Origin of the sequence: Rhodococcus sp. ZPP (assembly GCF_017656075.1) — a bacterium.
Lineage (GTDB): Bacteria > Actinomycetota > Actinomycetes > Mycobacteriales > Mycobacteriaceae > Rhodococcus_F > Rhodococcus_F oxybenzonivorans.
Window position 1 is genome coordinate 5,485,543 of the sequence record NZ_CP058638.1, and the last position, 25,839, is coordinate 5,511,381.

General features: G+C 65.7%; 21 protein-coding genes and 5 pseudogenes. 8 read left to right on the forward strand and 18 right to left on the reverse strand.

What is annotated here, in order from left to right; genetic code table 11:
- Positions 1-10: 10 nt before the first annotated feature.
- The 8 genes from HYG77_RS25335 to HYG77_RS25370 form a co-directional block, all read right to left on the reverse strand.
- Positions 11-2,281 carry a helix-turn-helix domain-containing protein gene (locus tag HYG77_RS25335; RefSeq protein ID WP_208961001.1) on the reverse strand — a complete coding sequence of 757 codons (2,271 nt, stop codon included), beginning with the start codon at positions 2,279-2,281 and terminating at the stop codon, positions 11-13.
- A 22-nt stretch (positions 2,282-2,303) separates the two neighbouring features.
- Positions 2,304-3,341 (reverse strand): alcohol dehydrogenase catalytic domain-containing protein, encoded by a 1,038-nt coding sequence (locus tag HYG77_RS25340; protein WP_109335704.1) that lies wholly within the window; start codon positions 3,339-3,341, stop codon positions 2,304-2,306.
- Positions 3,338-4,681, reverse strand: a complete 1,344-nt coding sequence (locus HYG77_RS25345) for a malate dehydrogenase (protein WP_208961002.1) — start codon at positions 4,679-4,681, stop codon at positions 3,338-3,340. The genes HYG77_RS25340 and HYG77_RS25345 overlap by 4 nt, the downstream gene beginning before the upstream one ends.
- The gene (locus HYG77_RS25350; RefSeq protein WP_208961003.1) at positions 4,678-5,313 is read right to left on the reverse strand and encodes a hypothetical protein; all 636 of its coding nucleotides are present in this window, start codon (positions 5,311-5,313) and stop codon (positions 4,678-4,680) included. The genes HYG77_RS25345 and HYG77_RS25350 overlap by 4 nt, the downstream gene beginning before the upstream one ends.
- Positions 5,310-6,119 (reverse strand): ethanolamine utilization protein EutJ, encoded by an 810-nt coding sequence (gene eutJ / locus HYG77_RS25355; RefSeq protein WP_208961004.1) that lies wholly within the window; start codon positions 6,117-6,119, stop codon positions 5,310-5,312. The genes HYG77_RS25350 and eutJ overlap by 4 nt, the downstream gene beginning before the upstream one ends.
- Positions 6,119-7,495 carry an aldehyde dehydrogenase family protein gene (locus HYG77_RS25360; RefSeq protein WP_109335708.1) on the reverse strand — a complete coding sequence of 459 codons (1,377 nt, stop codon included), beginning with the start codon at positions 7,493-7,495 and terminating at the stop codon, positions 6,119-6,121. Before HYG77_RS25360 ends, eutJ begins: the two co-directional genes overlap by 1 nt.
- Positions 7,496-7,565: 70 nt before the next feature.
- Entirely contained in the window at positions 7,566-7,889 is a 324-nt protein-coding gene (locus tag HYG77_RS25365) for a BMC domain-containing protein (protein WP_109335709.1), read from the reverse strand.
- 71 nt (positions 7,890-7,960) lie between these two features.
- Positions 7,961-8,248, reverse strand: a complete 288-nt coding sequence (locus HYG77_RS25370; protein ID WP_109336106.1) for a EutN/CcmL family microcompartment protein — start codon at positions 8,246-8,248, stop codon at positions 7,961-7,963.
- 267 nt (positions 8,249-8,515) lie between these two features.
- On the opposite strand from HYG77_RS25370, the gene HYG77_RS25375 reads away from it, so the two are divergent.
- The 3 genes from HYG77_RS25375 to HYG77_RS25385 are packed head-to-tail and all read left to right on the forward strand — an operon-like array spanning position 8,516 to position 11,279.
- Positions 8,516-9,511: a hypothetical protein gene (locus HYG77_RS25375; protein WP_208961005.1), complete on the forward strand. Its 996-nt coding sequence runs from the start codon at positions 8,516-8,518 to the stop codon at positions 9,509-9,511.
- A 2-nt stretch (positions 9,512-9,513) separates the two neighbouring features.
- A complete protein-coding gene (locus HYG77_RS25380; protein WP_162603347.1) occupies positions 9,514-10,473 on the forward strand; it encodes an HAD family hydrolase in 960 nt (319 codons plus the stop codon).
- On the forward strand, positions 10,470-11,279 hold the full coding sequence (locus tag HYG77_RS25385) for a 5'/3'-nucleotidase SurE (protein ID WP_208961006.1): 810 nt from the start codon (positions 10,470-10,472) through the stop codon (positions 11,277-11,279). The genes HYG77_RS25380 and HYG77_RS25385 overlap by 4 nt, the downstream gene beginning before the upstream one ends.
- Positions 11,280-11,358: 79 nt before the next feature.
- Here HYG77_RS25385 and HYG77_RS25390 read toward each other — a convergent pair whose 3' ends face one another.
- Positions 11,359-11,649: a BMC domain-containing protein gene (locus tag HYG77_RS25390; RefSeq protein WP_109335712.1), complete on the reverse strand. Its 291-nt coding sequence runs from the start codon at positions 11,647-11,649 to the stop codon at positions 11,359-11,361.
- A 194-nt stretch (positions 11,650-11,843) separates the two neighbouring features.
- Between HYG77_RS25390 and HYG77_RS25395 the strand changes: the two are divergent.
- The 3 genes and pseudogenes from HYG77_RS25395 to HYG77_RS25405 all read left to right on the forward strand — a co-directional run bounded on the left by HYG77_RS25395 (position 11,844) and on the right by HYG77_RS25405 (position 15,914).
- Positions 11,844-13,398 (forward strand): annotated as a pseudogene (locus HYG77_RS25395) (carboxyl transferase domain-containing protein).
- 15 nt (positions 13,399-13,413) lie between these two features.
- Positions 13,414-15,414, forward strand: coding sequence for an acetyl/propionyl/methylcrotonyl-CoA carboxylase subunit alpha (locus tag HYG77_RS25400; RefSeq protein ID WP_208963507.1), 2,001 nt, complete (start codon positions 13,414-13,416; stop codon positions 15,412-15,414).
- Entirely contained in the window at positions 15,411-15,914 is a 504-nt protein-coding gene (locus HYG77_RS25405) for a MaoC family dehydratase (protein WP_208961007.1), read from the forward strand. The genes HYG77_RS25400 and HYG77_RS25405 overlap by 4 nt, the downstream gene beginning before the upstream one ends.
- A 32-nt stretch (positions 15,915-15,946) precedes the next feature.
- Here HYG77_RS25405 and HYG77_RS25410 read toward each other — a convergent pair.
- Positions 15,947-16,636, reverse strand: a pseudogene (locus tag HYG77_RS25410) (IS6 family transposase); the annotation flags it as partial.
- 227 nt (positions 16,637-16,863) lie between these two features.
- Between HYG77_RS25410 and HYG77_RS25415 the strand changes: the two are divergent.
- Positions 16,864-17,102, forward strand: a pseudogene (locus HYG77_RS25415) (integrase core domain-containing protein); the annotation flags it as partial.
- Positions 17,103-17,256: 154 nt separating this feature from the next.
- Here HYG77_RS25415 and HYG77_RS25420 read toward each other — a convergent pair.
- From HYG77_RS25420 to HYG77_RS25435, 4 genes and pseudogenes are all read right to left on the reverse strand, one after another.
- Entirely contained in the window at positions 17,257-17,511 is a 255-nt protein-coding gene (locus HYG77_RS25420) for a hypothetical protein (RefSeq protein ID WP_208961008.1), read from the reverse strand.
- A complete protein-coding gene (locus tag HYG77_RS25425) occupies positions 17,508-18,989 on the reverse strand; it encodes a recombinase XerD (protein WP_348273568.1) in 1,482 nt (493 codons plus the stop codon). The genes HYG77_RS25420 and HYG77_RS25425 overlap by 4 nt, the downstream gene beginning before the upstream one ends.
- 76 nt (positions 18,990-19,065) lie before the next feature.
- Positions 19,066-19,395 (reverse strand): helix-turn-helix transcriptional regulator, encoded by a 330-nt coding sequence (locus HYG77_RS25430; protein WP_208961009.1) that lies wholly within the window; start codon positions 19,393-19,395, stop codon positions 19,066-19,068.
- Positions 19,392-20,413 (reverse strand): annotated as a pseudogene (locus HYG77_RS25435) (site-specific integrase). The gene HYG77_RS25430 and the pseudogene HYG77_RS25435 overlap by 4 nt, the downstream one beginning before the upstream one ends.
- Between HYG77_RS25435 and HYG77_RS39935 the strand changes: the two are divergent.
- Complete coding sequence (locus HYG77_RS39935; protein WP_244461413.1) at positions 20,321-20,521, forward strand: hypothetical protein; 201 nt, start codon at positions 20,321-20,323, stop codon at positions 20,519-20,521. The pseudogene HYG77_RS25435 and the gene HYG77_RS39935 overlap by 93 nt on opposite strands.
- Before the next feature lie 535 nt (positions 20,522-21,056).
- Here HYG77_RS39935 and HYG77_RS25440 read toward each other — a convergent pair.
- The 4 genes and pseudogenes from HYG77_RS25440 to HYG77_RS25460 all read right to left on the reverse strand — a co-directional run bounded on the left by HYG77_RS25440 (position 21,057) and on the right by HYG77_RS25460 (position 25,660).
- Complete coding sequence (locus HYG77_RS25440; RefSeq protein WP_208961010.1) at positions 21,057-21,854, reverse strand: class I SAM-dependent methyltransferase; 798 nt, start codon at positions 21,852-21,854, stop codon at positions 21,057-21,059.
- A 456-nt stretch (positions 21,855-22,310) separates the two neighbouring features.
- Positions 22,311-22,916, reverse strand: a pseudogene (locus tag HYG77_RS41005) (TetR/AcrR family transcriptional regulator); the annotation flags it as partial.
- A 432-nt stretch (positions 22,917-23,348) separates the two neighbouring features.
- A complete protein-coding gene (locus HYG77_RS25455; RefSeq protein ID WP_208961011.1) occupies positions 23,349-24,542 on the reverse strand; it encodes a flavin reductase in 1,194 nt (397 codons plus the stop codon).
- A 425-nt stretch (positions 24,543-24,967) separates the two neighbouring features.
- Positions 24,968-25,660 carry an alpha/beta hydrolase gene (locus tag HYG77_RS25460; RefSeq protein WP_208961012.1) on the reverse strand — a complete coding sequence of 231 codons (693 nt, stop codon included), beginning with the start codon at positions 25,658-25,660 and terminating at the stop codon, positions 24,968-24,970.
- Positions 25,661-25,839 lie beyond the last annotated feature (179 nt).

Genomic DNA, 25,839 nt, shown 5'->3' on the forward strand with positions numbered 1-25,839 from the left:
CACACCACTCTCAGCCGAATGGCGGGTGCGATTGGCCGTCCAAGTCGCTGACCGCCTCGGTCACCTGCAACAAGCGCAGCGCCAGGTCGGCGCGCATCCGATCCGAGTGTTGTGATAGATCCAGGTTGGTGAGTTTGCGGATCAGCTCGAGCCGGTAGGCGAGGGTCTTGGGATGGACGAAGAGCCGCTCGGCGGCATCCTTCTGTGAGCAGTTGGCGTCGAAGAAGGTGCGGAGGGTCTTGAGGAGGGACCCGTCGGACTGCTGGTCGTACTGGAGCAGCGGCTCGGTCACCTCTTTGATGAACCCCTGCAGGTCGGGATTGTCGCTGCTCCCCAGTAGAAGCCGGACAATCCCGAGTTCGTCGTACATCGACACCGTTCCCAGCCGACGGGAGGCGGCGTGCGCCGTCTTCGCTTCACCGAAGGCCGCCGGATAGTCCCCCGGGTCGCTGCGTGCTGAACTGACCCCCCAGGTGATGTGCAGGTCCGGGTGGCACCGCGCAGTGACCTTGTTCAATTCGTCCAGTAGGGCACGGGCACGCTCGCGGTCCTTGATCGGGGCGAGGGCCACGATCCAGTTTCCCCGCACACTGGTCAACGTCATCGGCGCCGGAGTGGTGCAGCCGCGAACACCGTTGAGAACGTTGCGCCGCAGGGCGTCCGCGGCGGAGGTGGTCCACCCCTCCTGGGCGGCAATGGTGTCGGTGTTCTCGAGCACCCCGTAGAAGACCCGGTGAAAACCCTTGAGCCGGATCCCCATCTGATGGGTGCGGCTGCGGGCGGCGGACCGTTGTTCCGGTGTTCCTTCCACCAGGTCCCACAGCAGCTGGTCGAGTGCTTCGGCGCGCGCGGCGCTCGCCGCGCGCTGCTGGAGTTGGGTGAGCGAACAGACCATGGCGGCCTGCCCGCACGCGACCTCCATGATCTCGGCGTCCTCGTTGCCGCCGATCAAACAGACTGCACCATACTGGTTTTCGGCGGCCACGACCGGGTGGGCCCAAATGGTGCGGCCGTCACGTGCCACGAGCTTGGTCGCACGTTTCGGAAGAGCACCGTTCCGGCCGGCCACGTCGTCGAGCAGATCGGCGGTATCGAAGGTGCGAGGAAAGGTGGCTTCGATTTCGCCGGTGTCGGAGATAATGGCGACGTCGCAGCCCAGCTCGGTTCCGACGGTGCGGGCGACGGAGCTGGTGACGGCGGAGTTGGCGAGCACGATCTCGATCAACGAATGCTGCAGGGTGGAGGAACGGTTGAGTAGGCGTAGTTGACGTTCCAGGGAAATGCGGGTGTTGTCGAGTTCGTCGACGGTGGCTCGTTGGGCGTCGTAGAGCCGACCGTTCTCGATGGCGATGGTCGCGAGGTCGGCCAACGCCACCAGCCTGCGGACGTCGCGGTCGGTGAACGACGAGTAGCGGCGCCGCCACACCTCGAGGACACCGATCATGTCTCCGTGTACCACCAGTGGCACTGCCAGCGCCGAACGAGTCGCTTCCTGTTCGGCGAGGGACATGAAATCCTTGCTGATGGTGGCGTCCTGAAGGTAACTGTCGATCTTGGCGACCTTGCCGGTCTCGAAGACCTGTCCGGCCACGCCCTGCCCCTTTTTCATGCGCAGCCGCGCGGTGTCGATCACTCGGTGCCCGGCGCAGCTGCGCATGCGCAGCTCCTCACCCTCCCGGAGGAAGACGCCACAGATGTCGGAGTCGGACATGCGCAGGGTCTGGGTGGTGATGTTGAGAAGCACCTGGTCGAGGTCATGGGCGCTGAGGATCTGGTGCGCCACGGTGCGCATGACCTCGGCCTCGTCGTCGAGCGCTGCAAACTCCTCGGTGGAGGCATGTGCCTGGGCGGTCAGGTCGATCCAGACACACAGCTGGGCCAGCAGAGTGCGGTGCGCCGCGACCATCTCGTCCGGTACCGCCGCGTCGACGACGACGGCGACGTTGCCCACCGTGGCCGCGCGCGGCATGAGCGGCCCGGCGGCGCATTCGAGGGCGGTCAATTCGGTCTGGTCGGCGCGGGCTTTGCTGCCGGCGAGGACGGACCAGTCGAGGTCATGACGGTGGAAGACGGTGACCGGAAGGCTGCTGCCGAACGCGGTCACAACGGCTTCAGCGGCAGCGGCAGCAGTGTCCGGCAAGGTCGCCAGCAGGTCCCACAGCCGCTCGACGGGAAATGCTCCGTTCGGCATCGTGCCGAACGGGGTCGCCTCGTGTGACCGCGGAGAGCGCTGCGCAGTCTGCGGGCCACCGCCGTGCCGGGATCTGCTCGGGTCGTCCATTGCCGCCTCGTCGGTAGTGTGCCTAGGACACCTCGATGACTGCCTTCAGCGTACGGCGCTCGGTCATCGCTTCGTACGCAGCGGGCGAGTCCTCGAGGCCGACTCGCAGGTCGATGATGACGGTCGGGTCTATCGCCCCGGATGCCACCAGACCAGAGAGCTGGTCACGATCGCGGATCGCGTTCCCGATCGCGAAGCGCAGCGTCAGCTCGTCGGCGAACGCCCGTCCCACCGGTAACGGCCAGGTCGATTGTTGATGCACTCCGACCGAGACGACGGTTCCGCGGCGGCGGACCAACCCGAACGCGGTGTCGAGTCCGCGGGGGCCGCCGACGGCCTCGATGACGGCATCGGCGCCGCGCCCGTCGGTGAGGGCATCGATGAGAGGGCGAGCCTCCTGCGGGGTCGCAACCAGGGCGCCATGCGCCTGGGCGATCGCTCGCCGCTCGGTGACCGGTTCGACCAACACGACCGGCCCGGCCCCGCAGGCCTGCGCGGCGAGGCTGGTCAGCTGTCCGACCGGACCACCGCCGATGACCGCGACGGTGTCGCCGGGGGAGAGGTCACACCGCTGTACCGCCGCGTACCCGGTTGCCAGCACGTCCCCGAAGAACAGGGTGGCCTCGTCCGAGACCCCGTCCGCGATCGGATGCAGGACGACGTCGGCGTGCGGTACGCGGACGATCTCTGCTTGCGCGCCCGCTAGTGCGGGACCGAAAGCCTCTCCGGTGCCGAAGAATTGGCGCTGACTACACTCCCAGTGGTTGCCGTGACGGCACCACCAGCAGTGCCCGCACGCGGTGAAGTCGGCGCCGCTGACGCGATCCCCGGACGCGAAGGTCCGCACCGCGGACCCGACCGCGACGACGGTGCCGGTGAACTCGTGCCCGAGAACGGCTCCACGGTGCATGCCGTCGGGATGGCTGATCGTGTGCAGATCGGTTCCGCAGATCGCCGCCCGATGCACCTTGACCAGAGCGTCTGTCGGATCGACGAGAACGGGATCGGACACACTGGAGACCTCGACGGCGCCGACGCCGGCGAACACCACCGCTCTCATGACGGTGCCGATGTTCGCTCGAGGTCGGCCACCCGTTCCGCGATCCGGGCGGCGGCCGTGCGCACTGCCGCTAGCTCGTCCGCCGCCAGCGGCAGCTCGACGATCTCCCGCAATCCGGTGCGCCCCAACCGGGCGGGCAGGCCGACGTAGCCGTCGGCGATGCCGTACTGCCCGTGCGCACGCACGGTTGCGGCGATGATCTCGTCGGAATTGGTGGCCATGGCCAAGACCATCCGCGCGGCGGAGGCACCGGGAGCGAAGAACGCGCTACCGGATTTGAGTAGTCCGACGATCTCGGCGCCGGAGTTGCGGGCCCGGTCGACCAGTGCGGTGACCTTCGCCTCCGGCAGCGCGGCGGTGATCGTGGTGCCGCCCACCCGGGCTTGGGAGAGCGGGATGACCATCTCGTCGCCGTGACTGCCCAATGCCAACGCGCTCACTGCCGAAGGGGAGGAGTCGGCGGCCAACCCGGTCAACGCCTGGAAGCGGGAGCTGTCGAGCACCCCGGCCATCCCGATGACCCGCTCGGCGGGCAGCCCGGAGGCGCGCCAGGCATGGTGGGTCATCTCGTCGAGCGGATTGGTGACCACCAGCAGCACCGTCTGGGGTGAGATCGCGGCCGCCTCGCGGGCGATGCCGCCGACGATGGCGGCGTTCACCTCCACCAGATCGGTTCGGCTCATCCCGGGTTGGCGGGCACGGCCTGCGGTGATGACCACATAGTCGGCGGACCCGGCCTCCGCGAGGCTGGTCACCCCACGGACCTTGGTATCGAAGCCGAGCAGCGCCGTCGAATGGGTCAGATCCAGCGCGATCCCCGCCGCCAGGCCTTCGGCGATATCGACGAGGACGACCTCCTCGATGATGTTCGCCTCGGCGAGCTTCATCGCGGTGATCATTCCGACATGCCCGGCGCCGACGACCACCACGCGCTTGACCGACTTCCCGGTGCCTGCGCCCTCGGGGCGTCGGGGGCGGGGCTGATGCAGCGCGGCAGGTGCTACGGAGGGATGCAACGGCGCCCCGCGCCGGTACAGAGCCGGGGCAGGCGGCCGAAGCGGAGCCGGGGGAGTGTGCGCGTCGTTCGACGAGGATCGAGTGAACACCGGTGTCACCGGGGCGGGCGACGGGTGGGTCGACCCGTTCGAGGTGGCCGAGCCGACCGGGGTGGCTTGGTTCGCCGAGGCGAGCGGGGCGGCCGGGCGGGCGGTAGCGACGACGATTCGCACGCCGCGTTCACGGGCCAATTCCCGTGCCAGCGGGGTGATGATGTCCTTCGCGCCGACAACCAGCTCGCCGGTCCCGGCGGACTCGACCGCGTCGACGCCGAAGACGGTCATCGCCGGGCCTCCTCAGTCCCCTCGAGAGATTCGAGGGCGGCGACCGCGGCATCGCGGGCGGTCGCCACTTCGCTTTCACTGCCGGCCAGGAACAGACGACCGAACCGGCCCACGGCGCGGATCTCGATGACATCGATGTCGGCGGCCTTTTCCGCTTCGTTCGCGGCCAGCGCCACATACGCTGCGGGGGAAACTTCCATGACGAACAGGCTCGACCCCGGCATCAGGAGCGTGCCCTTGCGCCACTTGTTGAGCAGCTGCGCCTGGTATCCGTGCACGTTGGTGATGAACTGGGTCGAGGCAACGACCGGCTTGATCCGGTCGGTTTCCTTCATGCCGAGCGCGTCGAGCACAGCCTCGCCGGCCGCCAGGACATCCGCCTGATGCTCGGAGTGGATCTCGAGCAGGCCGAATTCTCGCTCGATGATCTGCAGGGCGGGCCGCACACTGGATGACTTCAATGCGATGTCCGCCGCCCGGAATACCTCATTACCCGGGGCCATCTCGACGAACAACTCTGACATGCCAGCCAACGGCGGGTCGCCGGGACTGGTGGCAGCGACGTGCGCCGCACACTGCGGCTGCATTCGATCGATGAATGCGTATGTCCGGAGTGTGGCTGTGCCTGTCATGACGCGTACCTCGCGATTCCCAATGGAGTGATGAGCAGCGCGTGCGGATAAGCCCGCACGCGCCGCCCCAGGTATTTGCTGATGGTCGTATCGGCGCCCGGAAGCATCAGAGCGCCCCCGGCGAGATGAAGGTCGAGGTGTTCGGCACCTCGGGTCAGATCCCGTATCGAGGAGCCGATCCTCTCGATTCCCGGCCGTAGGATGGCGAGGTAGTCGCCGGAACCGGCGCGCTTGCATTCCTCGGCTTCGGCGACGGTGACCCCCAAGGCGCCGGCGAGAATGAGGTCCAGGTGGTGTCCCCCGCCGGGCCGGTCATCGAGGGCAGTCAATTGCCCGGATTCGAAGACCCCCACCCCGGTTGAGCCGCCACCGACGTCGATGACCACCCCGTCGTTGACCTCGAGGGTCTTGTTGGCCGCGCTGACCTCGTCGACCAAAGTGACCTCGTCGAAGCCTGCACTCTCGAGGACGAACCGGCAGGCCCGGCTGTCGGCCTCCCCGATGCACGGGGGAAAAGCGGTGGCCGCATTGACCAGCTCGATCTCCAGTTCGGCCTCGGCGGTGGCCTTGAGTTTGCGTACCGCGGCAGCCGCTGCGGCGAAGTCCACCACGACACCGTCACGGATGGCGGCGGTGCGATCGAAATCGATCCACACCGGTCGGCCCGCGGCATCGACCACGGTGATCACACAGGTAGCGGTCCCCAGGTCGATTCCGGTGCGCAGATCACCGTCGTGATCCGTTCTGGCAGAACGGATGCGCTGGTGCGCCTCCTCGAGTGTCTGCGCGATCTTCTCGGAAGACATCAGTCGAACACTCCACGCCACGGCCGGGCCTCGTGAGCGATGCGCTTGATGTTCACCAGGTGCAGCGGGGTGACGTTGTCCGAGCAGATCGACCCGCTCCAGGTTCCGGTACCGATCTGGAAGGAGGGATCGACGTTCGTCGAATACCCCATCCCGCCGAAGAGGGCGGGGGTGTTGACGACGATGCGGCCGGCCGGCAGTTCCCCGAACTTGGCCACCACCGTCGGATCGGAGCTGTGCACGGCCACGGTATGGCCCTCACCACCGAGCGCCAGGATCTCCCGGCAGCGCCGCCACCCGGCCTGGTAATCCGCCTCCCGGTAGATGGTCAGCACCGGACCGAGGATCTCCCGCGAGAGCAGTGCGTGGTCGCCGACCTCGGTCATCTCCGCGGCCAGTACCTTCGTCGTCGCCGGGACGGTGAACCCCGACATCTCGGCCAGCCGGACCGCGGACTGACCCACCGCGTTCGCGCGCAGTCCGCCGCGCTCGTCGAACAAAGTCTTCGTCAACGCGGTCTGCTGGTCCGGGGTCAACCAGGCGGCACCGGCGCGGGAGAGTTCCCCGACGAACCGGTCAGCGACAGCGGTGGCGACCACGACGGATTGCTCGGCGACACAGGCGGTGCCATTGTCGAAGGACTTCGAGGTCACGATCATCGTCGCGGTCTCGGCGAGATCGGTCACCGACGAATCGACGTACGCCGGGACGTTCCCCGCGCCGACCGCAATGGTCGGTTTGCCGCTCGAGTAGGCGGCGGCGACCATGGCGGGACCGCCCGTGGCAAGAACCAGACGGACATCTCCGTGCCGCATCAGCTCCCGGGTCGCCTCCAGGGTGGGCTGCTGCAGGCAGGAAACCAGACTCTCCGGGGCACCGGCACGCACCGCCGCCTCCGCCATGATCTCCGCCGCCCGGGCAGAGCATCGCGCCGCCCGCGGGTGCGGCGCATGCACCACGGCGTTTCCCGCCTTGACCGCGGCCAGGCTCTTGAACAACACGGTCGCAGTGGGGTTGGTGACCGGAATGATCGCAGCGATCACGCCCATCGGCGACCCGACCGCGGTGACCTTGTTCTCCTCGTCGGCCCAGAGCACGCCGACCGCGCGGCGCTCGAGCATCCACTCCGCCACGAAACCGGTGTTGAACCGGTTCTTGATGATCTTGTTCTCGTACACGCCGTAGCCGGTCTCGTCGACCGCCATCCGGGCGAGCTCTTCGGAAGCGGCGTAACCCGCCTTCGCCATGGCCCGGACGATGTTGTCGAGCCACTGCTGGTCGGCGCCTTCGATCGCGTCGAATGCCTTCTTCGTGGCGGAAACCTGCGCGCGAACATCAACCAGCGCCGCCAGGTCCGCGTCAAGCGTTGCTGTCACGGTCTTCTACCTTCCATGGCTCGGTCCGGAGCGCAGACAGAGGTCGCTGCGCTCCGAGCGAGATCGATTCTCAAGCACCCTTGGGCTGAGTCAGGTTCGACAGCACACTCTCGGTTTCGTCGTGCGGGCGCGGGATGACGTGCACCGAGACGACCTCGCCGGCCTTACCTGCGGCAACTGCGCCGGCATCGGTGGCGGCCTTGACTGCGCCGACGTCACCGCGGACCATCACGGTGACCAAGCCTCCACCGATCTCGCGGTGCCCGAGCAGTTGGACGTTGGCCGCCTTGACCATGGCGTCGGCTGCCTCGATCGCCCCGACGAGACCCTTGGTCTCGATCAGGCCGAGGGCGCCGGCGCCGCGGGCGGGCAGGGTGGTCTGAGTGGTTGCCATGGTCTTTCCTCCATTTGTGGTCTTGCTGGGTGAATCGACGGGTGGTGTGGACACTGCGTCAGTTTCTGTGGTCATTTCGAATACGTGACCTCACCGTGAGTGACGATCGTGTCCGCGATGGCGACGATCGCCTGGTCGACCGGGACACCGGTGGTGGCCTGGTCCACTCGTGCCGCGCTTCCGGACACAACCAGGACGACCTCGTCCTGCCCTGCACCGACGAGGTCGACAGCGGCATACCGCCCGCTCTCGCCATCTGATTCGGGGGCGATATCCTCGACGACCAGAATCGTCGTTCCCGACAGTTCGGGAACCTTGGCGGTGGACACCACCTGGCCGACAACACGTGCAAGTCTCACCGTGAGGACCGCCTTCTCTACTGGTCGCCGAAAACGAACGGGGTTCGATGCACTCCCGCTCACCCCCTTGTGACCCGGGAGTGCATCGATGAGGACGCTACGGTGACGCACCCCACAAGGTCGTTATCTCTGCGGGACAGCTCTCGCCCGGGCAGTTATCCCACGAGGATGTGGCGGGGGCATCTCGGCTTCGGCAAGGTGTGCGGTGACGAGGACCGCGTCGGGTAATCACACCGTGCGGCAACCGCCAGAGCCTAGGAGAGTCAGATGATCGAAGACATCGACGCCGATTTCCACACCCCCACCAGCGACGATCCCACATGGACGGAGACGAACTTCTTCGGCTTCTACATCCCGGAAGCCACCCTGAACGTCGGCGTCTATGCGCTGTTCCGACCGAACGCGGGCGTCGCGATCTCCACGATCGCCATGAACTCGAAGTTCGTGGAGGCGCCCTGGCAAGCCGAGTACTGGGACGCCCAGCACCACCTTCCGATTCCGGAACCCCGCAACCTGCGCGACTACCGTTTGAACAACGGCCTGCACGTGGTCTGCCGCGAGCCGAACCGGGTGTGGGACGTCGAGTTCGACAACGGTGACGACGTCTCGTTGGCCTTCCGCTACACCGCGATCGCCGACGCCTTCGACATTCACGACCCCAAACAGGATCCGATCGTCGCCAAGCAAGCCGACGAAGGCGTGTTTGCGTGGGGCGAGGCGTACGCCGGGCACTTCGACCAGTCGGGCCACTTCGAGGGTGAGGTGAACCTGCGCGGCAAGAAGTACGCCGTCGACTGCATCTCGACGATGGACCACAGCTGGGGTCTGCGCTCGGAGCACCAGGGGCACACCATGAGCTGGCTGCACGCGCACTTCTCCAAGGACTTCGCCATCCACGGAATCTTCGACTTCGATCCCACCGGTGGCCCCGACGCCGCCACCGAACTGACCCTCCAACACGGTTACGTCGTCGACAAGGGTGAGCTGTACGGGTTGGCCGCAGGCCGCGGCCGCACGATCCGCGAAGGATTCTTCGCGAAATCCGTCGAACTCGAACTCACCGACAGCGAGGGCCGAGTGTACGAGCTCCAAGGCTTCGGGCGGACGAGTTTCCCCTGGCAGGCCGGCCCGGGCACGGTGGGATACAACGTGCTCGCCGAATGGCGTTCGGGAGCACAACGCGGGTGGGGCGAGATCCAGGACTTCATCGGCCCCCAGCAGCTGTGCAAGATCTACAGCGCGTCAGACGCGACCGGCAGCTGACCGTGTGCCGACCAGAGCCGCCCCAGGCTGTGATCTTCGACCTCGACGGCACTCTCGTCCAGACCCGAGAGGCATCCTGGCGCGTTTTCGAAAAGATCAGTGCCGCACACCATCTCGGTGTCACAACACCCGAGCAGTTCTACGAGATGTTCGCCAACAACTTCTTCGTCTCCCTGCGCGGTCTCTGCCGAGATGCCGAGCACGCGCAGGTGGTCGAGGAGGACTTCATGCGCAGCCTCGGCGCCGACTACGCCCCGCTGATGATCCCCGGCATGGTCGACGTCGTGAAATCGCTGGTGCCACATGCGACACTGGCTGTTCTGTCGTCGAACTCGACGGAAGTCATCCGCAGAATCCTGCGCAAGAACAAGCTCGAGTACTGCTTCGGGCACGTGTTCGGTGGCGACGTCGAACCCGACAAGGCCAAGGGCATCGAGCGGTTCCTCGACGACGCCGCTCAGGGCTCTGGTCGGCGCTGCCAGGCGTTCTACGACGAATCGGCGACCGGCGGTGCGGTCCCTGCTGGGGCGACCGCCATCATCACCGACACGGTCGGTGATGTCGAAGCGGCAGTGAGGGCCGGGATCCGTGCGGTCGGAGTCGCCTGGGGCATGCATACCGAAGAGCAACTACTCGCCGCGGGCGCGGAGTTCGTCGCGATTTGGCCGCAGGAAATTTTGGCGCATCTATTCGCCTATGCTCCCGAGACGTCGACATGCGCGTGCCCGGCTTCACCGGTCGTAGCGTTGCCGCCGCAGGAGGTGCCGGCGCGGGTGCAGCGCAGAACTTCCGGAGCGAAGGCCTTACAAGCACGAATCACTGCGCACCGGCCGCCGGCGACACAAAATTCGCAGCCGCACGCGACCTCTGTCTCGGCGCCCAGGGCAGAGCCGTTGGTCAACGGCACCGAATCCGCCGCGGACAACGAACTGCTGCTCGCCGTGCGGTTGGCGATGCCATGAGGCGCCGACCACATGTACTGGTCACCAACGATGACGGGATCGACGCGCCAGGGTTGCTCGCTCTCGCTCATACCGCATGCGAGCAGGGGTATGACGTCACGGTCGCCGCTCCTCACCGTCAAGCCAGCGGTTGCGCCGGCGGTCTGACGATGTTCCTGGTCGACGAGCGCATCGAGGTAAGCCATCGTCGGCTGCCGGGTCTACCTGGAGTGGAGGCCTATGCTGTGGCGGCGCATCCGGGCATGATCGCACTCGCTGCCGTGCTCGGCCGTTTCGGCCCGGTGCCCGACCTCGTGCTGTCCGGTATCAACGAGGGTTCGAACCTTGGTGCAGCGGTGCTGCATTCGGGCACGGCCAGCGCGGCAATGGTCGCAGGAGCCCACGGCGTGACCGCGCTGGCGGCATCGCTGCACCTGGACTTCGAGATCGAACAGCCCGCGGCGGTCGGCGCCGCACGTCACTGGGACACCGCCGCGGCCGTGGTCGACGCGATCTTGCCGAACATCATGAGCGCGGATGCCGGATCGGTGTTCAACCTCAACGTGCCCAATCTGCCCGGTGAGCAAGTGCGACCTCTGGTCGCGGCGCCGTGGACGCTCGCCGGCACGGCACCAACCCTGCTGCCGTTCATCGCCGCCTTCGATCGGCACGCCGATGCGTTGCCGGTACAGGACCTGCCGTCCCCAGATATCACCATCGTCGAGGGCTCCGACATCGCGCATGTGCGCGGCGGTCACCCCACGCTGTCACTGCTCCGATGGAACGGCGACACGGCGATCGAGTGGGTCGACAGCGTGCTCACCTAGTTCCATCATTCACCGTAATCGTCGAGATCCCCGTGGCTGTCACAGCCACGGGACCTCGACGATGTGGTCCCGTATGGCGTCAGTTGACCGGGGGAATCGCGGCCGACAGCACGTCCTCGGTATCACCGTGCGGGCGAGCGATGACATGCGAGGTAGCCAGTTCCCCGGTTTCGCGGGCGGCAACGACGCCCGCGTCGACCGCGGCCTTCACCGCTCCGACATCACCGCGCACCATGACCGTGACCTGGCCATTTCGCAGAGTGCGGTAACCCACCAACTCCACGTTGGCAGCCTTCACCATCGAGTCGGCTGCTTGGATCGCTCCGACCAGCCCCACCGTTTCAATCAGACCAACAGCGCCGAAACTCATTGGCCGGCCTCCTTCGCGTTCGTTATGCGATGTCCATCACATCCAGAGCCGACGTTAGTGGTGGCTACCGCAGTGGTCGCTATCCCGCAGGGATATAACCTGCGTCAAATTATCGCTACGGGAGAAGGGGTCATGCACTAGCAACACCATTAGGTTAAGAGGCATTAACTGAATCTGCGAAGTGATGAGGCGTGATGCTAGGCAATGACCCGAGCAACAGGATTGAGCACACCAAATTGGTGGACGAGCTGCGGTCGAGGCTGGCCGTTGCGGCTCTGGGCGGTAGTGAGAAGTCGCGGGAGCGGCATGTGAGCCGGGGCAAGTTGCTCCCGCGTGATCGAGTGGACACGTTGCTCGACCCGGGGAGTCCTTTTCTCGAGATCGCCCCGCTCGCGGCCAATGGGTTGTACGACGACGAATGCCCCGGTGCGGGTGTGATCGCGGGGATCGGTCGGGTGTCCGGCCGGGAGTGCGTGATCGTGGCCAACGACGCCACGGTCAAGGGCGGCACGTATTACCCGATGACGGTGAAGAAGCACCTGCGGGCGCAGGAGATCGCACTGCAGAACCAGCTGCCGTGCATCTATCTCGTCGACTCGGGTGGCGCGTTCCTGCCCCGGCAGGACGAGGTGTTTCCCGATCGGGAGCATTTCGGCCGGATCTTCTACAACCAGGCGACGATGAGCGCGCATCCTGGGCTCCTGCACGGCGGGCGGCGCTTATGTGCCGGCGATGAGCGACGAGGCGGTCATCGTCCGGAACCAGGGCACGATCTTCCTGGGCGGTCCGCCGCTGGTGAAGGCCGCGACCGGTGAGGTCGTCACCGCGGAAGAGCTCGGCGGCGGAGACCTGCACTCGAAGGTGTCGGGAGTGACCGATGACCTCGCCGAGGACGATCAGGACGCGCTGCGGATCGTGCGCAACATCGTCGCCACGCTCGGCCCGCGCGCCGCACGTGCGTGGGATGTGATCAGTGCCGTCCCCGCGTCGGCGCCGCAGGCCGAGTTGTACGACGTGGTCCCGACCGACCCGCGCACCCCGTACGACGTTCACGAGGTCATCGACCGCATCGTCGACGGCGGGACCTTCCAGGAGTTCAAGGCGGAGTACGGCAAGACGCTGGTCACCGGCTTCGCGCACATCGAGGGTCATCCCGTCGGCATCGTCGCGAACAACGGGGTGTTGTTCGCCGAGTCGGCGATGAAGGGTGCTCACTTCATCGAGCTGTGCGACAAACGGCGGATTCCGCTGCTGTTCCTGCAGAACATTGCGGGCTTCATGGTCGGCCGCGATTACGAGGCGGGGGGTATCGCGAAGCACGGCGCGAAGATGGTGACCGCGGTGGCCTGTGCCCGGGTTCCCAAGCTCACCGTCGTGATCGGCGGCTCCTACGGGGCGGGCAACTACTCGATGTGCGGGCGGGCGTACTCCCCGCGTTTCCTGTGGATGTGGCCGAACGCGCGAATTTCGGTGATGGGCGGTGAGCAGGCGGCGTCGGTGCTCTCGACGGTGCGCAGCGAGCAGCTCGACAGTGCGGGCAACCCGTGGTCGGCGGAGGACGAGGAGGCGTTCAAGGCGCCGATCCGCGAGCAATACGAGGCGCAGGGCAACCCCTACTACTCGACCGCCCGCCTGTGGGACGACGGCATCATCGATCCCGCCGATACCAGAACTGTTCTCGGGCTGGCTCTTTCGGTGTGCGCGAACGCACCGCTCGAACCGGTCTCCTACGGCGTTTTCCGGATGTGAACGGACATGACTGACATGACACGGATAGATACCGTCCTCGTCGCCAACCGCGGTGAGATCGCGGTGCGGGTAATCCGCACCCTGCGGGCCATGGGAATCCGCTCGGTCGCGGTATACAGCGAGGCGGATCGGGACGCGCGGCACGTCCGCGAGGCCGACACCGCAGTCCTGCTCGGCCCGGCCGCCGCCCGGGAGAGCTACCTGGTGATCGAGAAGGTGATCGCGGCCGCCCAGACCACCGGAGCTCAGGCGATCCATCCCGGTTACGGGTTCCTGTCGGAGAACTCCAAGTTCGCGGGGGCCTGCGCAGACGCCGGCATCGCCTTCCTCGGCCCGTCCGCTCACGCGATCGAGGTGATGGGCGACAAGATCACCGCCAAGAACGCCGTCGCGAAGTTCGACGTGCCCGTCGTACCGGGTATCGCCCGGCCCGGCCTCTCCGACGACGAACTGATCGCCGCCGCGGGCGAGATCGGCTACCCGGTCCTCGTCAAGCCGTCGGCGGGCGGCGGCGGCAAGGGGATGCGTCTGGTCGAGGAGCCGGGGGCGTTGGCCGACGCCCTGCGCAGTGCACGGCGTGAGGCCGCGTCCGCGTTCGGTGACGACACCCTGTTCCTCGAGCGATTCGTGTTGCGGCCCCGGCACATCGAGGTGCAGATCCTCGCGGACGGGCATGGCAACGTGGTGCATCTCGGTGAGCGCGAGTGCAGTTTGCAGCGTCGCCACCAGAAGGTCATCGAGGAGGCGCCCTCGCCCCTGCTGGACGAGCAGACCCGGGCCCGGATCGGCGAGGCGGCGTGCAACACGGCGCGCAGTGTCGACTACTCCGGTGCCGGAACGGTCGAATTCATCGTCTCCGCCGACAAGCCGGACGAGTTCTTCTTCATGGAGATGAACACCCGGCTTCAGGTCGAACACCCCGTGACCGAACTCGTCACCGGCCTGGACCTGGTCGAGTGGCAGGTGCGGGTGGCCGCGGGTGAGCCGCTCGGCTTCACCCAGGACGACATCACCCTCACCGGACATGCCATCGAAGCCCGCGTCTACGCCGAGGACCCGAGCCGAGGCTTCTTGCCGACCGGTGGTCTCGTCGCCGACGTGATCAAACCCGCCGGCCCCGGAGTCCGCGTCGACTCCGGGCTGCAGCCCGGCACGGTGGTGGGCAGCGACTACGACCCGATGCTGGCGAAGGTCATCGCGCACGCCGACGACCGCGCCGGTGCGCTGCGGAAGCTGGACCGGGCGCTGGCCGGCACCGGTGTGCTCGGTGTGGTGACCAACATCGAGTTCGCGCGCTTCCTGCTCGCCGATCCCGACGTGGTGGCGGGCAACCTCGACACCGGTCTGCTCGACCGCCGGCTCGAGGACTTCGTCGCTGCGGAGGCCACCGATGCCGCCCTCATCGCCGCGGCCGCTTTCCGCTGGTTGCAGCGCTGGCCCGAGCGTGCACAGGCCGATCCGTGGGACGTGCCCAGCGGTTGGCGGGTCGGGGTTCCCGCGCCCACCAGTATTCGGCTGGCATCGCCGACGCGTACCGACCACGTGCGCATCACGGGCAGTCCGTCCGAGGCCACCGCGCAGGTCGAGGACGGCGACACCCTGTCCCTGACGGCGGCCCTCGACGGAACCACCCTGTCCGTCGTGATCGACGGCAGACGTGAAACCTACCGGGTCGCCCAGACCGACGGGCATATCTGGCTCGCCGGATCCGAGGGCACGACGATGCTCCGGGAAGTCGAGGAGCTCAGCGTCCGCACAGGTGACGTCCATGCCGGCGAGGCCGAGATCACCAGCCCCATGCCCGGATCCGTCATCGCCGTCGGCGCCGAAGCGGGCTCCCACGTCACCGCGGGCCAGAGCCTCGTCGTCGTCGAGGCGATGAAGATGGAGCACTCGCTCACCGCACCCATCGACGGCGTCGTCGACATCCTCGTCGCACCCGGTGACCAGGTGATGGTCGACCAGCTGCTCGCACGAGTCACCCCGCACACCGACACGAAAGAGAACGAGTCATGACCGACCTGCTTGCCAGTGACGTCACGCGAATCGTGCAGCGGGGACTGTGGTTCGAGGAGTTCGAACTCGGAGCGGTCTACGAGCATCGCCCCGGCCGCACCGTCACCGAGGCCGACAACGTCCTCTTCACCACCCAGACGATGAACACCCATGCCCTGCACCTGGATGCCGCCTACAGCGAGGGCACCCAGTTCGGTGAGCGCCTCGTAAACTCGATGTTCACCCTCTCGACGCTGGTCGGTTTGTCGGTGGCGCAACTCACGCAGGGGACCATCGTCGCGAACCTGGGATTCTCGGAGATCAGTTTCCCGAAGCCGCTGTTCCACGGCGACACGCTGTACGCGGAGACACGCATCGCCGACAAGCGGGAGTCGAAGAGCAGGCCCGGCGAGGGCATCGTCACCCTCGAGCACACCGGGCGCAACCAGAACGGCGACGTGGTGGCGATGGCATTGTCACATCAACTTGAATGTTCGGTGGCACAATGTGTTCCGGTGTAAATTGAGGCAGCGGCGGCCTCGCGGTTGACGTTTCAGGCAGCTGTGGCGCTGCCGGTGGATTCGCGCCAGACCGCGAACCGGTCGGCCATCACCTGTCGGTCCTCGCCGGCGGGAAGCCGGTGCCGTCTCGGTCGAAAGTGTGAGCAGATCACCCCGAAGGCGGACAGGAACAGTTGGGCGTGGGCCGGTGACTTGAACCCGCGCATCGCCCGCTCCCGCTGCCGGGTCGGCTGATGGGAAAGCTCGGCCCGGTTGTTCAAATACCTCGATCGGCGATGCTCCACGGACGGCATCATCTCGCGGTGCGCGACCTGGTAGCTGCCGAGCTTGTCGGTGACCAGCACCCGCGGCACATACCCGAGTCCCTTGAGCAGTTTGCGGAAGAACCGCTTGGCCGCCTCGGCGTTTCGGCGCGACTGGACCAGCACGCCCAGGACGGTGCCGTCCTGATCGACCGCGCGCCACAAGTAGTGCTGCTTGCCGTTGATCTTCACGAACACCTCGTCGAGGTACCACTTGTCGCCGGGGCGGGCACGGCAGCGACGTAGCCGGTTGGCGTAGTCCTGGCCGAACTTGGCGCACCAGCGGCGGATCGTCTCGTAGGACACGACCACGCCGCGTTGCAGCATCACTTCCTCGACGTCGCGAAAGCTCAAGGTGAACCGGAAGTACAGCCAAACGCAGTGGTCGATGATCTCGCTCAGGTAGCGGTGTCGCTTGTACGACGGCGCGGCGGGGCTACGACCACCATCCTGCCAGCCACTCTCGACAGCTCGTTAACGTGACAATGCCCTCGCGACCGAGGTCGCCCACCTGCGCACCGTGATCGAAGCCCTGGCCGCCACCGTCGCCAAACACGAAGAACAACTGCGAAGACTTCGCCGCAACCCATCGTCCCGACGATGAACCATTCCGACCGCCATCGGCACAAACTGGGCCGCGATTAGCCGGTCAAGCCCTCGATAACGCGCTGATGGAATCGACCATAGGGCTCTACAAAACCGAGTTGATCAACCGGACTTTGTCATGGTCCGGCCGAGCCGAGGTCGAGCGGGAGACCGCCGAATGGTCCGCTGGTTCAACGCGGACCGACTCCATTCGTCGATCGGCTACTCCCCGCCGATCGACTACGAAACGCGCTACCGTGGACAGCGCCCCACCGTCGCCTCGATCCTCGAGGTGGCCTGAACGAAGTCTCCACTCGATTCAGGGCGGTTCAAGGTTGCGCCGATTCAACGGCGCGGCGTGCGCGCTCTCGTGGTAGTCGAGCGGGTTCGTGCTGGTGTAGTGGTCGTAGCCGTATCGAAGCGGATCGCATCCGCAAACGTTGCGGCTCGGTGAGCTATTCCGCGCGGATCTTGATCGGTGCTTCGGCGGCATCGGCCGCCGCGTGCAGCGCGTCCGCCAACTGTTGCGCGGTGGCCGGCGTGAGGCTTCCGAGCGCGCCTTCGTTGGCGAATATACCGACGTGAGCAGGCATAAGCTGTGCCCTCGACTGGTTCTCCTGCAGCCTGGAGGCGTAGCACGAGACATCGATGGCACCGTCGTGGAGAGTCCAGTACGTGCGGTTGCCGGTCCGGCCGGTCGGTTCGCTCATTGCTTCTTCCTTCGCTCGCGTGACGTGGGTGTGGTCGTGGATTTTGATGATCTGGGTGAGGCACGGCCTTGACGGCGCTGCGCCGGGCGCACATATCGTGGCCATGGCTGCGATGTCTCGGCGGCGTGAAGATGGGTGATCTGCTGGCTGTAGCCGAGCATGTCCGCAACGATCGGAGCGGGCACCTCCGACACCAATGTGCGGATCGCTGTGGTGCGAGCGCCGAGGAGATCGATACCGAGGGTGCGAAGTCGGTTCATGATCGTGTTGGGGTGTAGGTGACTGCCGGGTGTGCGGCCGGGAAAGAGCCACTCCGAGTCACCATCTCGGACGGCATGCAGGTTGGGTCGTTGTGCGAGGTGCTCGGTGAGCATGTCCGCGAACGGCGTCGGAATGGGGGCAGGATGGGTGCCGAGGGCAAGATATGGACCGTCTGGCGCCAGGAGGATGTCGGTGGTGCGATGGGATGCGATCCTCGCGATGGGTTGAGCGTAGAGGAGTAGCAACGTGCCGGCGATCCGGTACGGCAGGGATTCGCTGTTACCGGTCAGCAGTTCGCGCAGCCAGGCGATCCGTTGGTCCTGGGTGATGGTGGGGGAGGAGCGGGCGCTGCGGTGGTTGATCAGGATGGTGGTGTTGACCCGCGCCCGAAGAGCCCAGACGAAGAACGTCCGGATGTTATGGCGGGTGGTTGGTCCACCGATCAGCCATTCATCGACGTCGCGTTGGTTGCATGTCGAGGCGACGCGGCCGTGTGCTTGGAGGAGCCAGTCCAAGAACTTGATTGTCTCGGTAATCTCCTGCTTGGCCGCGTGGACCGGACCGCGCGTCGACGATCCGGTGGCCGAGATTGCGCGGATCCGCCGAAGGTGGTGCCACGTCGCGAACTGCTCGACGGGTTGCCGCACGGCGGCCTCGCCGATGGCATCGAACTTGACCCGCAGCCAGTGTTCGAAGCGGGCGAGATAGGCGTCGCGTTCGGGTAGGAGACCATGATGCTCGAGCAATCCCCGGAGATGGGTAACTCTAAGGCCGTGCCCGAGCTCGTCGATCCCTTCATGACTCATCGCGATATCGCCAACCGCTAACCTGCGCAGAATCTCTCGCATCTGCGCCGGCCGCATCCAGGTGATAAGGCTCTCGGGTCGCTCGTCACGGCACAGCCCCTCCACAAGAGCGGTCATGGTGCCGGGATCCGCCGCATCGATGATCAGCAGTTCTGTGACGTCGTCCCGAAGAGCACAGCGAGCGCAGAGGCTCCGGCGGTAGTGCTCGGCCTCGACACCACATCGGGAGCAGGCGAGGTCGTCGGTGATGCCGGCGCACAGTCCGCAGATCGGGCCGTCGTGGGAATCGAGGCGGCCGGGTAGCAGCCGCTCCAACCCGCAGATCGTGCAGGAGCCGTGGGTGCGCATCGCAGCGTAGAAGCAGGTGCCGCAGATTGCACCGTCGGGCCAGCGGGCGCGGATCCGGCCCACCTGTCGACCGCATCGATCACAACTGGCATCACCGGTGGTGCGGGGGCGGCCTCGGCGGGTCGACCGCGGCGTCACCTCAATCATCTGTGATCACGCGGGCCCGTCTCGGGCGGGCCGCCTTGTTCATCTCGACCACGTCCGCGGTGGAGGCGGCGCGCTTGCGCCGGGTGTCGGTCGCGGTCACGGTGACCAGGTCGTCAACTCCGCAGCCGAAGATGTCGCAGAGCGCCGCGACCATCTGCAGCGAAACACGTTCCGGACGCTGGGCGACCAACCGGTAGACCTGCGGCCGGGACAGTTCGATGCCACGCTCGTGCAGCAAGGGCATCAGATCGGTGCTGTTGTGCAACCCGCGAGCGGCCATCAGTTCGGCCAGCCGCCAGGTGTAGTCAACGGTGCGCTTCATGAAAATCGTCCTTCGTCGGAGAGTGCGGCATCCATCGACGCGTCGAGGGCACGACGCAACATGCGGATACGGAAGTCACTGGACACGCAGGTGTAGATGGCGGTGCTGCCGGCGTGGTCATGACCCATCTGCTGTTGCACGAACAGAGCGTCCCAGCCGTCCTCGATGAGGTGGGTGGCGTAGGAACGACGCAGCGAGTGCAGGTCGAGTCCGGGCTCGAGGTTCAGTTCAGTGCAGTACCGCCGAAACCGTCGCAGCACAGTGTTCTCGGCGACGAGCGTCCCGCGTTCGCTGGGAAACATGTCGATACCGTCGTCGAGGTGCCGCTGCCCATTGGCGAGCCAATCCGCGGCGACCTCGGAGGTCCAGTCGAAGATAGTCAGGACGCTGCGCCGTTTCGGTGCCGAACCGGGCTTGGCCTTGCCATACCGGATGTGAACCAGGCCATATCGACCGAACTCTCGGGCGTGCGGGTTTCGGGCGAAATCGACGGTCTGCAAGTGGCGGATCTCGTTGAACCGCAACCCGAAGGCGTAGGCGAGCTTGAACATCGTGGCGTCTCGGTAGGCCGGGAGCCACCCCTTACGTCCGGACGCCGCTATCCGCGCGACCTCGTCGTCCGCGCGGTCGAACAACGCCTGCAACTCCGGTTTGGTGAAGGCACGCTTGGACGGCCTCGACTCGTTGTCTTGCACGTGGTGCGCGGTGTTCCAGTCGAAGAAGACCTGACTCGGATGCGTGCCGAATCGCTGCTCGCATACCCGGTCCCACCCGTAGGTGGATCCGATACATACGAACAGAACAGGCGCAGCGCCACCTGGTAATTGCGGACGGTGGACTGCTTCGCGTGCCCGATCGAGCGCAAGTCCCCGAAGAACTCGTCGGCCATCGCCGGAGTCCACTGCCAGGGGTATTCGTTGGTGGAGTGAAGGAAACGGCGCACGCAACGCTCGCGTTGCTCGATCGTGGCGTGCTGGAGATTGCGGCACAGCTGCTGATTGCGCCATCCCCGCAGCATCTCGGCGACAGTCTGCTCCTCCGGATGCAGCATCGGAACGGCATCCACAAGATGCACCCGGCCACTGTCGTCGACTCCCACCGAACCCCCCGATGCCGTCTCATCTGATGATCGAATGATTCATCGAATGAATCGTAGCGGTATCGTCCCTGCTCCGCACGGCAAGCTCGAGCGCGGATCCGGCCACCGGCATCGTGAGACCCATGCCGACCGACCGACCTATCCTCGAGCGCGAAGTCGCAGGTCGCAGCCTCGACGGCCTGCAGACCCGGACGGTTCCCGCGGTTGCCCGGCGAAGCCGATGATGCATCCGATGAAATATGGAGGGTTTTAGTCGACATAATATCCGTTGCCGGCGTACGAAAGCAATTGCCTGACAACGCATTTAATGCCTGCGACTACTGTCACGCGTGTGCGTGCGAGGTCGGAGGCGCGCACGGGATGCCGCCGCACATCACACCAGCCACAAAGAGCAGGGCAGCGTGATCCGTCGCTACATCATCTGGCGGAACAAGCATCCCGCCGACGAACGGCTATGCAAGGTCGTCATAGGGCGAACGTTTGTTGATGAGCATCAGGGGTCCGTCCGACGCGCCCCGTCGAGGTCGACTCGCCCATCCCTCAGGGCGGGCGCGTGCTGCGTTCAGGCCGCGAGGAAGACGTACGCCGTCATCGGGGCGGTGACCGGCCCCGGGCCCAGCCGGGCCGTCATCTCCTCGATGACGGTGGCCCGGATGGCCGGGCCGTCGCCGCGCTCTTCAACGGCCGCGCGCACCGGTGTCCCGCTGAGGTATCCGGTAGCGAGGTCGGTGGTCGACGGGGCCCGGCCCTGAAGCGTCAGCTCCTGCTCGTCCTCGACGGCGAACCCGGCGGCTGCCAGATCAGCGGCCACGACAGCGGGGTCGGCGTAGCCGTGGGGAGCCGTCTGGAAGAACCGTGGCGGATCGGCCGGAAAGGCCCGCTCCAGCCCGGCCTGCAGCGCGACTTCGAAGGCGTGCGTCCTGAGTGGGCCCCAGGTGTTGAACAGGAACCGGCCGTTCGGGGCCAGCACCCGGTGGACCTCGGTGAAGGCCTCGATGCGGTCGGGAAAAAACATCACGCCGAACTGGCAGACCACCAGGTCGAAGCTTCCGTCTCGGAACGGCAGCCGTTGCGCGTCGGCCTGCCGCCACACCGCGCCCGGGGCACGGGTCGACCCGAACGCGACCATGGCCTCGTTCAGGTCGGTGGCCGTCACCTCGGCCGAGGGTGCTGCTGCGAGCAGGTCCGCTGTCAACACGCCCGTGCCCGCCGCGAGTTCGAGGATTCGCCGAGGGTGGAGTGCGGCCGCCCGGGCGGTCAGGTCCTGGGCGAAGGGCCGGAAGACGACCGGCACGAGGTACTGCTCGTAGGCTTCCGGCATGGATTCTGACCATCGCCGGTCGGCATTGATTCCTGTCACCTGATAACGGTAGCGCCGTGTCAGGAAACCTCTTCCCTTTTCCGCCAGGGTTGCCAACATCGGGGCAATCAGCCTCCGGTCGGCATCGCCCATCCACTGATTGGCCGCCCCGACGAGCCCTTATCCATGGTGATTGTCTTCCTGCGCGACAACGAGGCCGGTGGCTTTCGGTCGCCGGGGCAGTAGTGTCTGCCTGGCTGTATCCGGAGCGGAAGGAGTTCGCAGGTGGCGCGGAAAATGGTCGTGGAGCTGGACGACGACCTCGACGGCAGCCTCATCGAGGCCGGCGAGGGTTTTGGGCCCTCTGTGAAAATGCCCTCCCGTTTTGCGACGCAGTTTGTGCATGTCACGCGATAGTCAGACTGGCAGATGGCGTTGCGTTGGTGTGCGCTGAGAAGATTTGACGCTCAAGCCTCGAACCGTCGCACCTATTGAGACTGCACTTGGTCCATGATGTGCGACATTTTGGGCGCTCATCGGTGTCGCATCAAGTCTCTCCGCGCCGGGCCGCAATCCCGCGATCATGACTGCCATGATTCGATGCCAGCCTGTCGGTCACGCCGCGTGTCGCTCCGATGACGCCGCGCAGGGATCAGAAGATGAGATCCAGGTCGGCTTCGGTGGCATCCTCGCGGATGCGGCCGTGCTGCTTGGCACGCGCCAAGAGTTCGAACAGGATCTTTCGATACTCGTCCCTCAAGATCGTGGTCTCGTCGTCGTTCCACATGCGAGACAAGCTTCCACGGTTCGATGCCAGGATGGCACCGCTGCCGTAGAGGACCTGCTCCAGTCCCTCGCCCTCCGGCGCGCACAGGGCATCCTGGGCAAGGGCCACGAAGTCGTCGAGCACCTGTTGAACGAGCTCACTGATCAGGGCGACTCTGGTGGGAAATCGGCGGTAGAGAGTGCCGACGCCGGCGACCCTGGTGACTTCCTCGACCCCCACGTCGGGCCGCGGGCAGTGAACACGGTCGCTCCCGCGCCGAGTAGCCGGTGCCGATTCTCGGCGGCGTTGCGGCGCAGTGCCTTGGCGCTCGCTTGATTGCTGGTGTCGCGTTTCATTCGGATTCGTCGCCCATCAGCGTGCCTCCGGCGACTATTGCGAGCTGCGGATGTCGCAGTTCGGCCGTCTCTTCGAGATGCGTGGTCTTGTCTCGCTCCATTGCCGGGATAATAAAGAGGCAACGGCGCCGAGACCAACTGTTGCGCCCAGCATGAGGAATCCGCTGGTGTACACGGCTTCCCGGCGACGACGGTGGTCATGAATGCAGCACCCAGCGCGCCGTAATCGTGCGGATATTCGTGCCGCACGCGTGGTGGGTGCCTCGCCGGCCGCGCGGACGTGGATTGCTTCGAACCTGTCCGACACTGCGGACCGCGACGGTGCGAAGTCCCAGTTCTGAAGTGCTGGCCACGGTTGGCGAGGAGTAGGCCTGTATCGCTTTCTTCGTTAAGGTTAGGTTCGGCCGGAACCGGTCCCTTAGCGGATTCGAATTACGCCGTGGGGGGTGTATTTCCGCCTAGCTTCGCGGTGACAGCCTCGGCGGCGGTCAGCAAACGATCTCGGTACCGTTCGACCGCCGCGCCGGATAATTGATGGGGGAGCTGGTAGAGACTCAGCAGGAGCTCCGGTTGCGTGTCTTTACCGAATACCGGTGCACTGATGATCCTGACATCGTAAGTGGCAGCAGGGTCGATCTCGACCGGTTCATATCCTTCGAGGCTGAGTGCGCGGGCGGCTGCGGTGACGTCACCAGCGAGATCCCCCGTTGCGCCGGTCAGTGGAAGCCGCGCAACAGCGCCTTCGAATCGCACCTGGGCATCGCTACGCAGCACGAGCGACCAGCCACGGTCACGAACGCGTGTGGTTGCTTGCAGGAGTAGGTCTCGATCGAGTGCCTCTCCGCCGCGGCCGATCCACTTGTCGAGTTCGCGTCCTTCGGTCCACGCCATCAGTGGCAGCGCGAGCGGCGGTACGAAGGGCATCCGTTGGCCGAGGCGGATGTGTGGAGACGTGGGGAGAGTGCTTGCCATGCTGCTTCCTACCAGGACCAGTTGGTCTCTGATCGCGACGGAGGCGCAACATTCGACACCCAGCTCGCGGGCGACCGCGTCCATCTCCGGGCGGGCCTGATCGACGATGCTCAGGGGGTGCAGCAGATCAGCCTCGCCGGGGGCGGTGAGGGATGTCGAGGAGAAACAGCCGTAGCCGCCCTGGAAGAAGATGAGCGGTGAGGTCGCATCCTCGACCTCGAGTGTTGCGACCCGACCTATCACCAGATAATGGTCACCGGCCTCGTGGACTGTATCGATCACGCAGTCGATCCACGCGATGGAGTCGTGGATACGCGGATTGCCATGCTGTGTCGGTGTCCAGTCGATCGACGCGAACTTGTCAGAACCCTTCAGTGCCAGACTTCGGCAGATGTCCTGCTGGCCGGCACCGAGCACGTTCACGCAGAAACGGCCGCTTTCGCGAATCTTCGGGAAGGTACTAGAGCTTTTGTCCGGCAGGAACGCGACCAACGCCGGATCGAGCGAGACCGACGTGAAGGAGCCGACGGCCATGCCGATCGGTAGTCCAGCCGAATCGGTCGAGGTGATCGCCACGACGCCGGTCGGGAAGTGGCCGAGCACGGTGCGGAAATGCCCCGGGTCGATCACTGTGTTGGTCTCGGTGAGTGTCATCGGGTCATCCTTCTCGGCGTAGGGGCCGCAGTTTCCTGCTCGTCGTCGGTGTGTGGTGGTACGGCTCGGGCCGTTGCTCTGCCTGCCTCCCGTCGAACTCAGAGCGCAGCCCGATCACTTCGGTCCGCCTCTGGTGGAACTGCATGAGCACATCGCGGTCGCGCATGTGACGTGCGTCGCTCTGTCCATGATGGTTGCACCTATCGCGACACGCTGTCAACTCTAACGTTGAACATTGTCTACGAACATGTTGACGCCCGAGGTGGCTTCGTCCAGTTGGTGGATCGCCTGTGACGTGCCGCGATGTCGGAATCGGGGGACGGGGAGAGCGGGGATCTAGTGAGCTGTGCGTCTACATAATTGTTGAGTTCGTGGCTGTAACTTCTCGATGGCCGGCCCGGGTTCGATCCGGTCCCTTGTAGGGCTCAGTTCGCCGCTGCGGCGATCGCGTCGGCGATCTCGGCAGGCTTGGTGAACATCGGTCCGTGGCCGGCGTCCACCTTGACGACAGTATCGACGTGGCGCGCGAACTCCTGCTGCAAGGCGACCGAGAACTGCTTGTCCTGCAGCGTGATCACGTAGGTGGCGGGGTGTTGTTGCCAGCCGAGTCCAGTGGCTGGTTCACCGAGCGTGCCGACGGCGTGTGGGCCCATCTTGTCCAGTACCGGGGCGAGCTGCTCTTCTGTGGCGTCGTTGAACATGGTCTCCCGTGCTACCTCGCGCTTGAAGGTGGCGGTCCCGTCCGCCCGCTGCTCGAGCGCTCCCGCGAGGTCATCGTGTGGCTCCGGGTCGCGGCCCAGGAGATCGCTCACAGCTTCGCCGGCCTGGGGCAGAGCCGCACAGACGTAGACGAGATGCGCCACGCCGTCGTTGTTCGCAGAGGCACGGGTGATCACGGCACCGCCATACGAATGGCCGACCAAAACGGTCGGCTCATGAACTACCTCGAGCGCGTCACGGACTGTCTGGGCATCTCGCTCGAGCGTTCCGTCCGCACCCTGGCTCGGAAGATCCACGGTAGTTGCCTGTATGCCGCGTAGTTTCAGTTCGGTAACCACTTTGTCCCACACCCATGATCCGGTGAAGGCACCGTGCACGAGAAGTACGGGCTTGGTCATATATCCCACCTCAGTTCGCTCTTCGTCGGATAGTCGCGTCAACGCCCGGCAGATGTTTTCTCGTATTCGAGGCGTTCGCTGTGCCCCGGCACGTCAACCCGCAGGTCAACCTATCGAGCCTCGCGCTGCAGCACCCAAGGGCACGCCGACGTGAAGGGCTACTTCCGCAAATCGAATTT

Bases quoted from the DNA above. Each gene is read 5' to 3' on its own strand.
- HYG77_RS25365 (WP_109335709.1), bottom strand. From the start codon at position 7,889: ATGGCAACCACTCAGACCACCCTGCCCGCCCGCGGCGCCGGCGCCCTC.
- eutJ (WP_208961004.1), bottom strand. From the start codon at position 6,119: ATGTCTTCCGAGAAGATCGCGCAGACACTCGAGGAGGCGCACCAGCGC.
- HYG77_RS25460 (WP_208961012.1), bottom strand. From the start codon at position 25,660: ATGACCAAGCCCGTACTTCTCGTGCACGGTGCCTTCACCGGATCATGG.
- HYG77_RS25340 (WP_109335704.1), bottom strand. From the start codon at position 3,341: ATGAGAGCGGTGGTGTTCGCCGGCGTCGGCGCCGTCGAGGTCTCCAGT.
- HYG77_RS25390 (WP_109335712.1), bottom strand. From the start codon at position 11,649: ATGAGTTTCGGCGCTGTTGGTCTGATTGAAACGGTGGGGCTGGTCGGA.
- HYG77_RS25385 (WP_208961006.1), top strand. From the start codon at position 10,470: ATGAGGCGCCGACCACATGTACTGGTCACCAACGATGACGGGATCGAC.
- HYG77_RS25350 (WP_208961003.1), bottom strand. From the start codon at position 5,313: ATGACAGGCACAGCCACACTCCGGACATACGCATTCATCGATCGAATG.
- HYG77_RS25430 (WP_208961009.1), bottom strand. From the start codon at position 19,395: ATGAAGCGCACCGTTGACTACACCTGGCGGCTGGCCGAACTGATGGCC.
- HYG77_RS25400 (WP_208963507.1), top strand. From the start codon at position 13,414: ATGACACGGATAGATACCGTCCTCGTCGCCAACCGCGGTGAGATCGCG.
- HYG77_RS25345 (WP_208961002.1), bottom strand. From the start codon at position 4,681: ATGACCGTCTTCGGCGTCGACGCGGTCGAGTCCGCCGGGACCGGCGAG.
- HYG77_RS25455 (WP_208961011.1), bottom strand. From the start codon at position 24,542: ATGACACTCACCGAGACCAACACAGTGATCGACCCGGGGCATTTCCGC.
- HYG77_RS25420 (WP_208961008.1), bottom strand. From the start codon at position 17,511: ATGAGCGAACCGACCGGCCGGACCGGCAACCGCACGTACTGGACTCTC.
- HYG77_RS25335 (WP_208961001.1), bottom strand. From the start codon at position 2,281: ATGGACGACCCGAGCAGATCCCGGCACGGCGGTGGCCCGCAGACTGCG.
- HYG77_RS25375 (WP_208961005.1), top strand. From the start codon at position 8,516: ATGATCGAAGACATCGACGCCGATTTCCACACCCCCACCAGCGACGAT.
- HYG77_RS25405 (WP_208961007.1), top strand. From the start codon at position 15,411: ATGACCGACCTGCTTGCCAGTGACGTCACGCGAATCGTGCAGCGGGGA.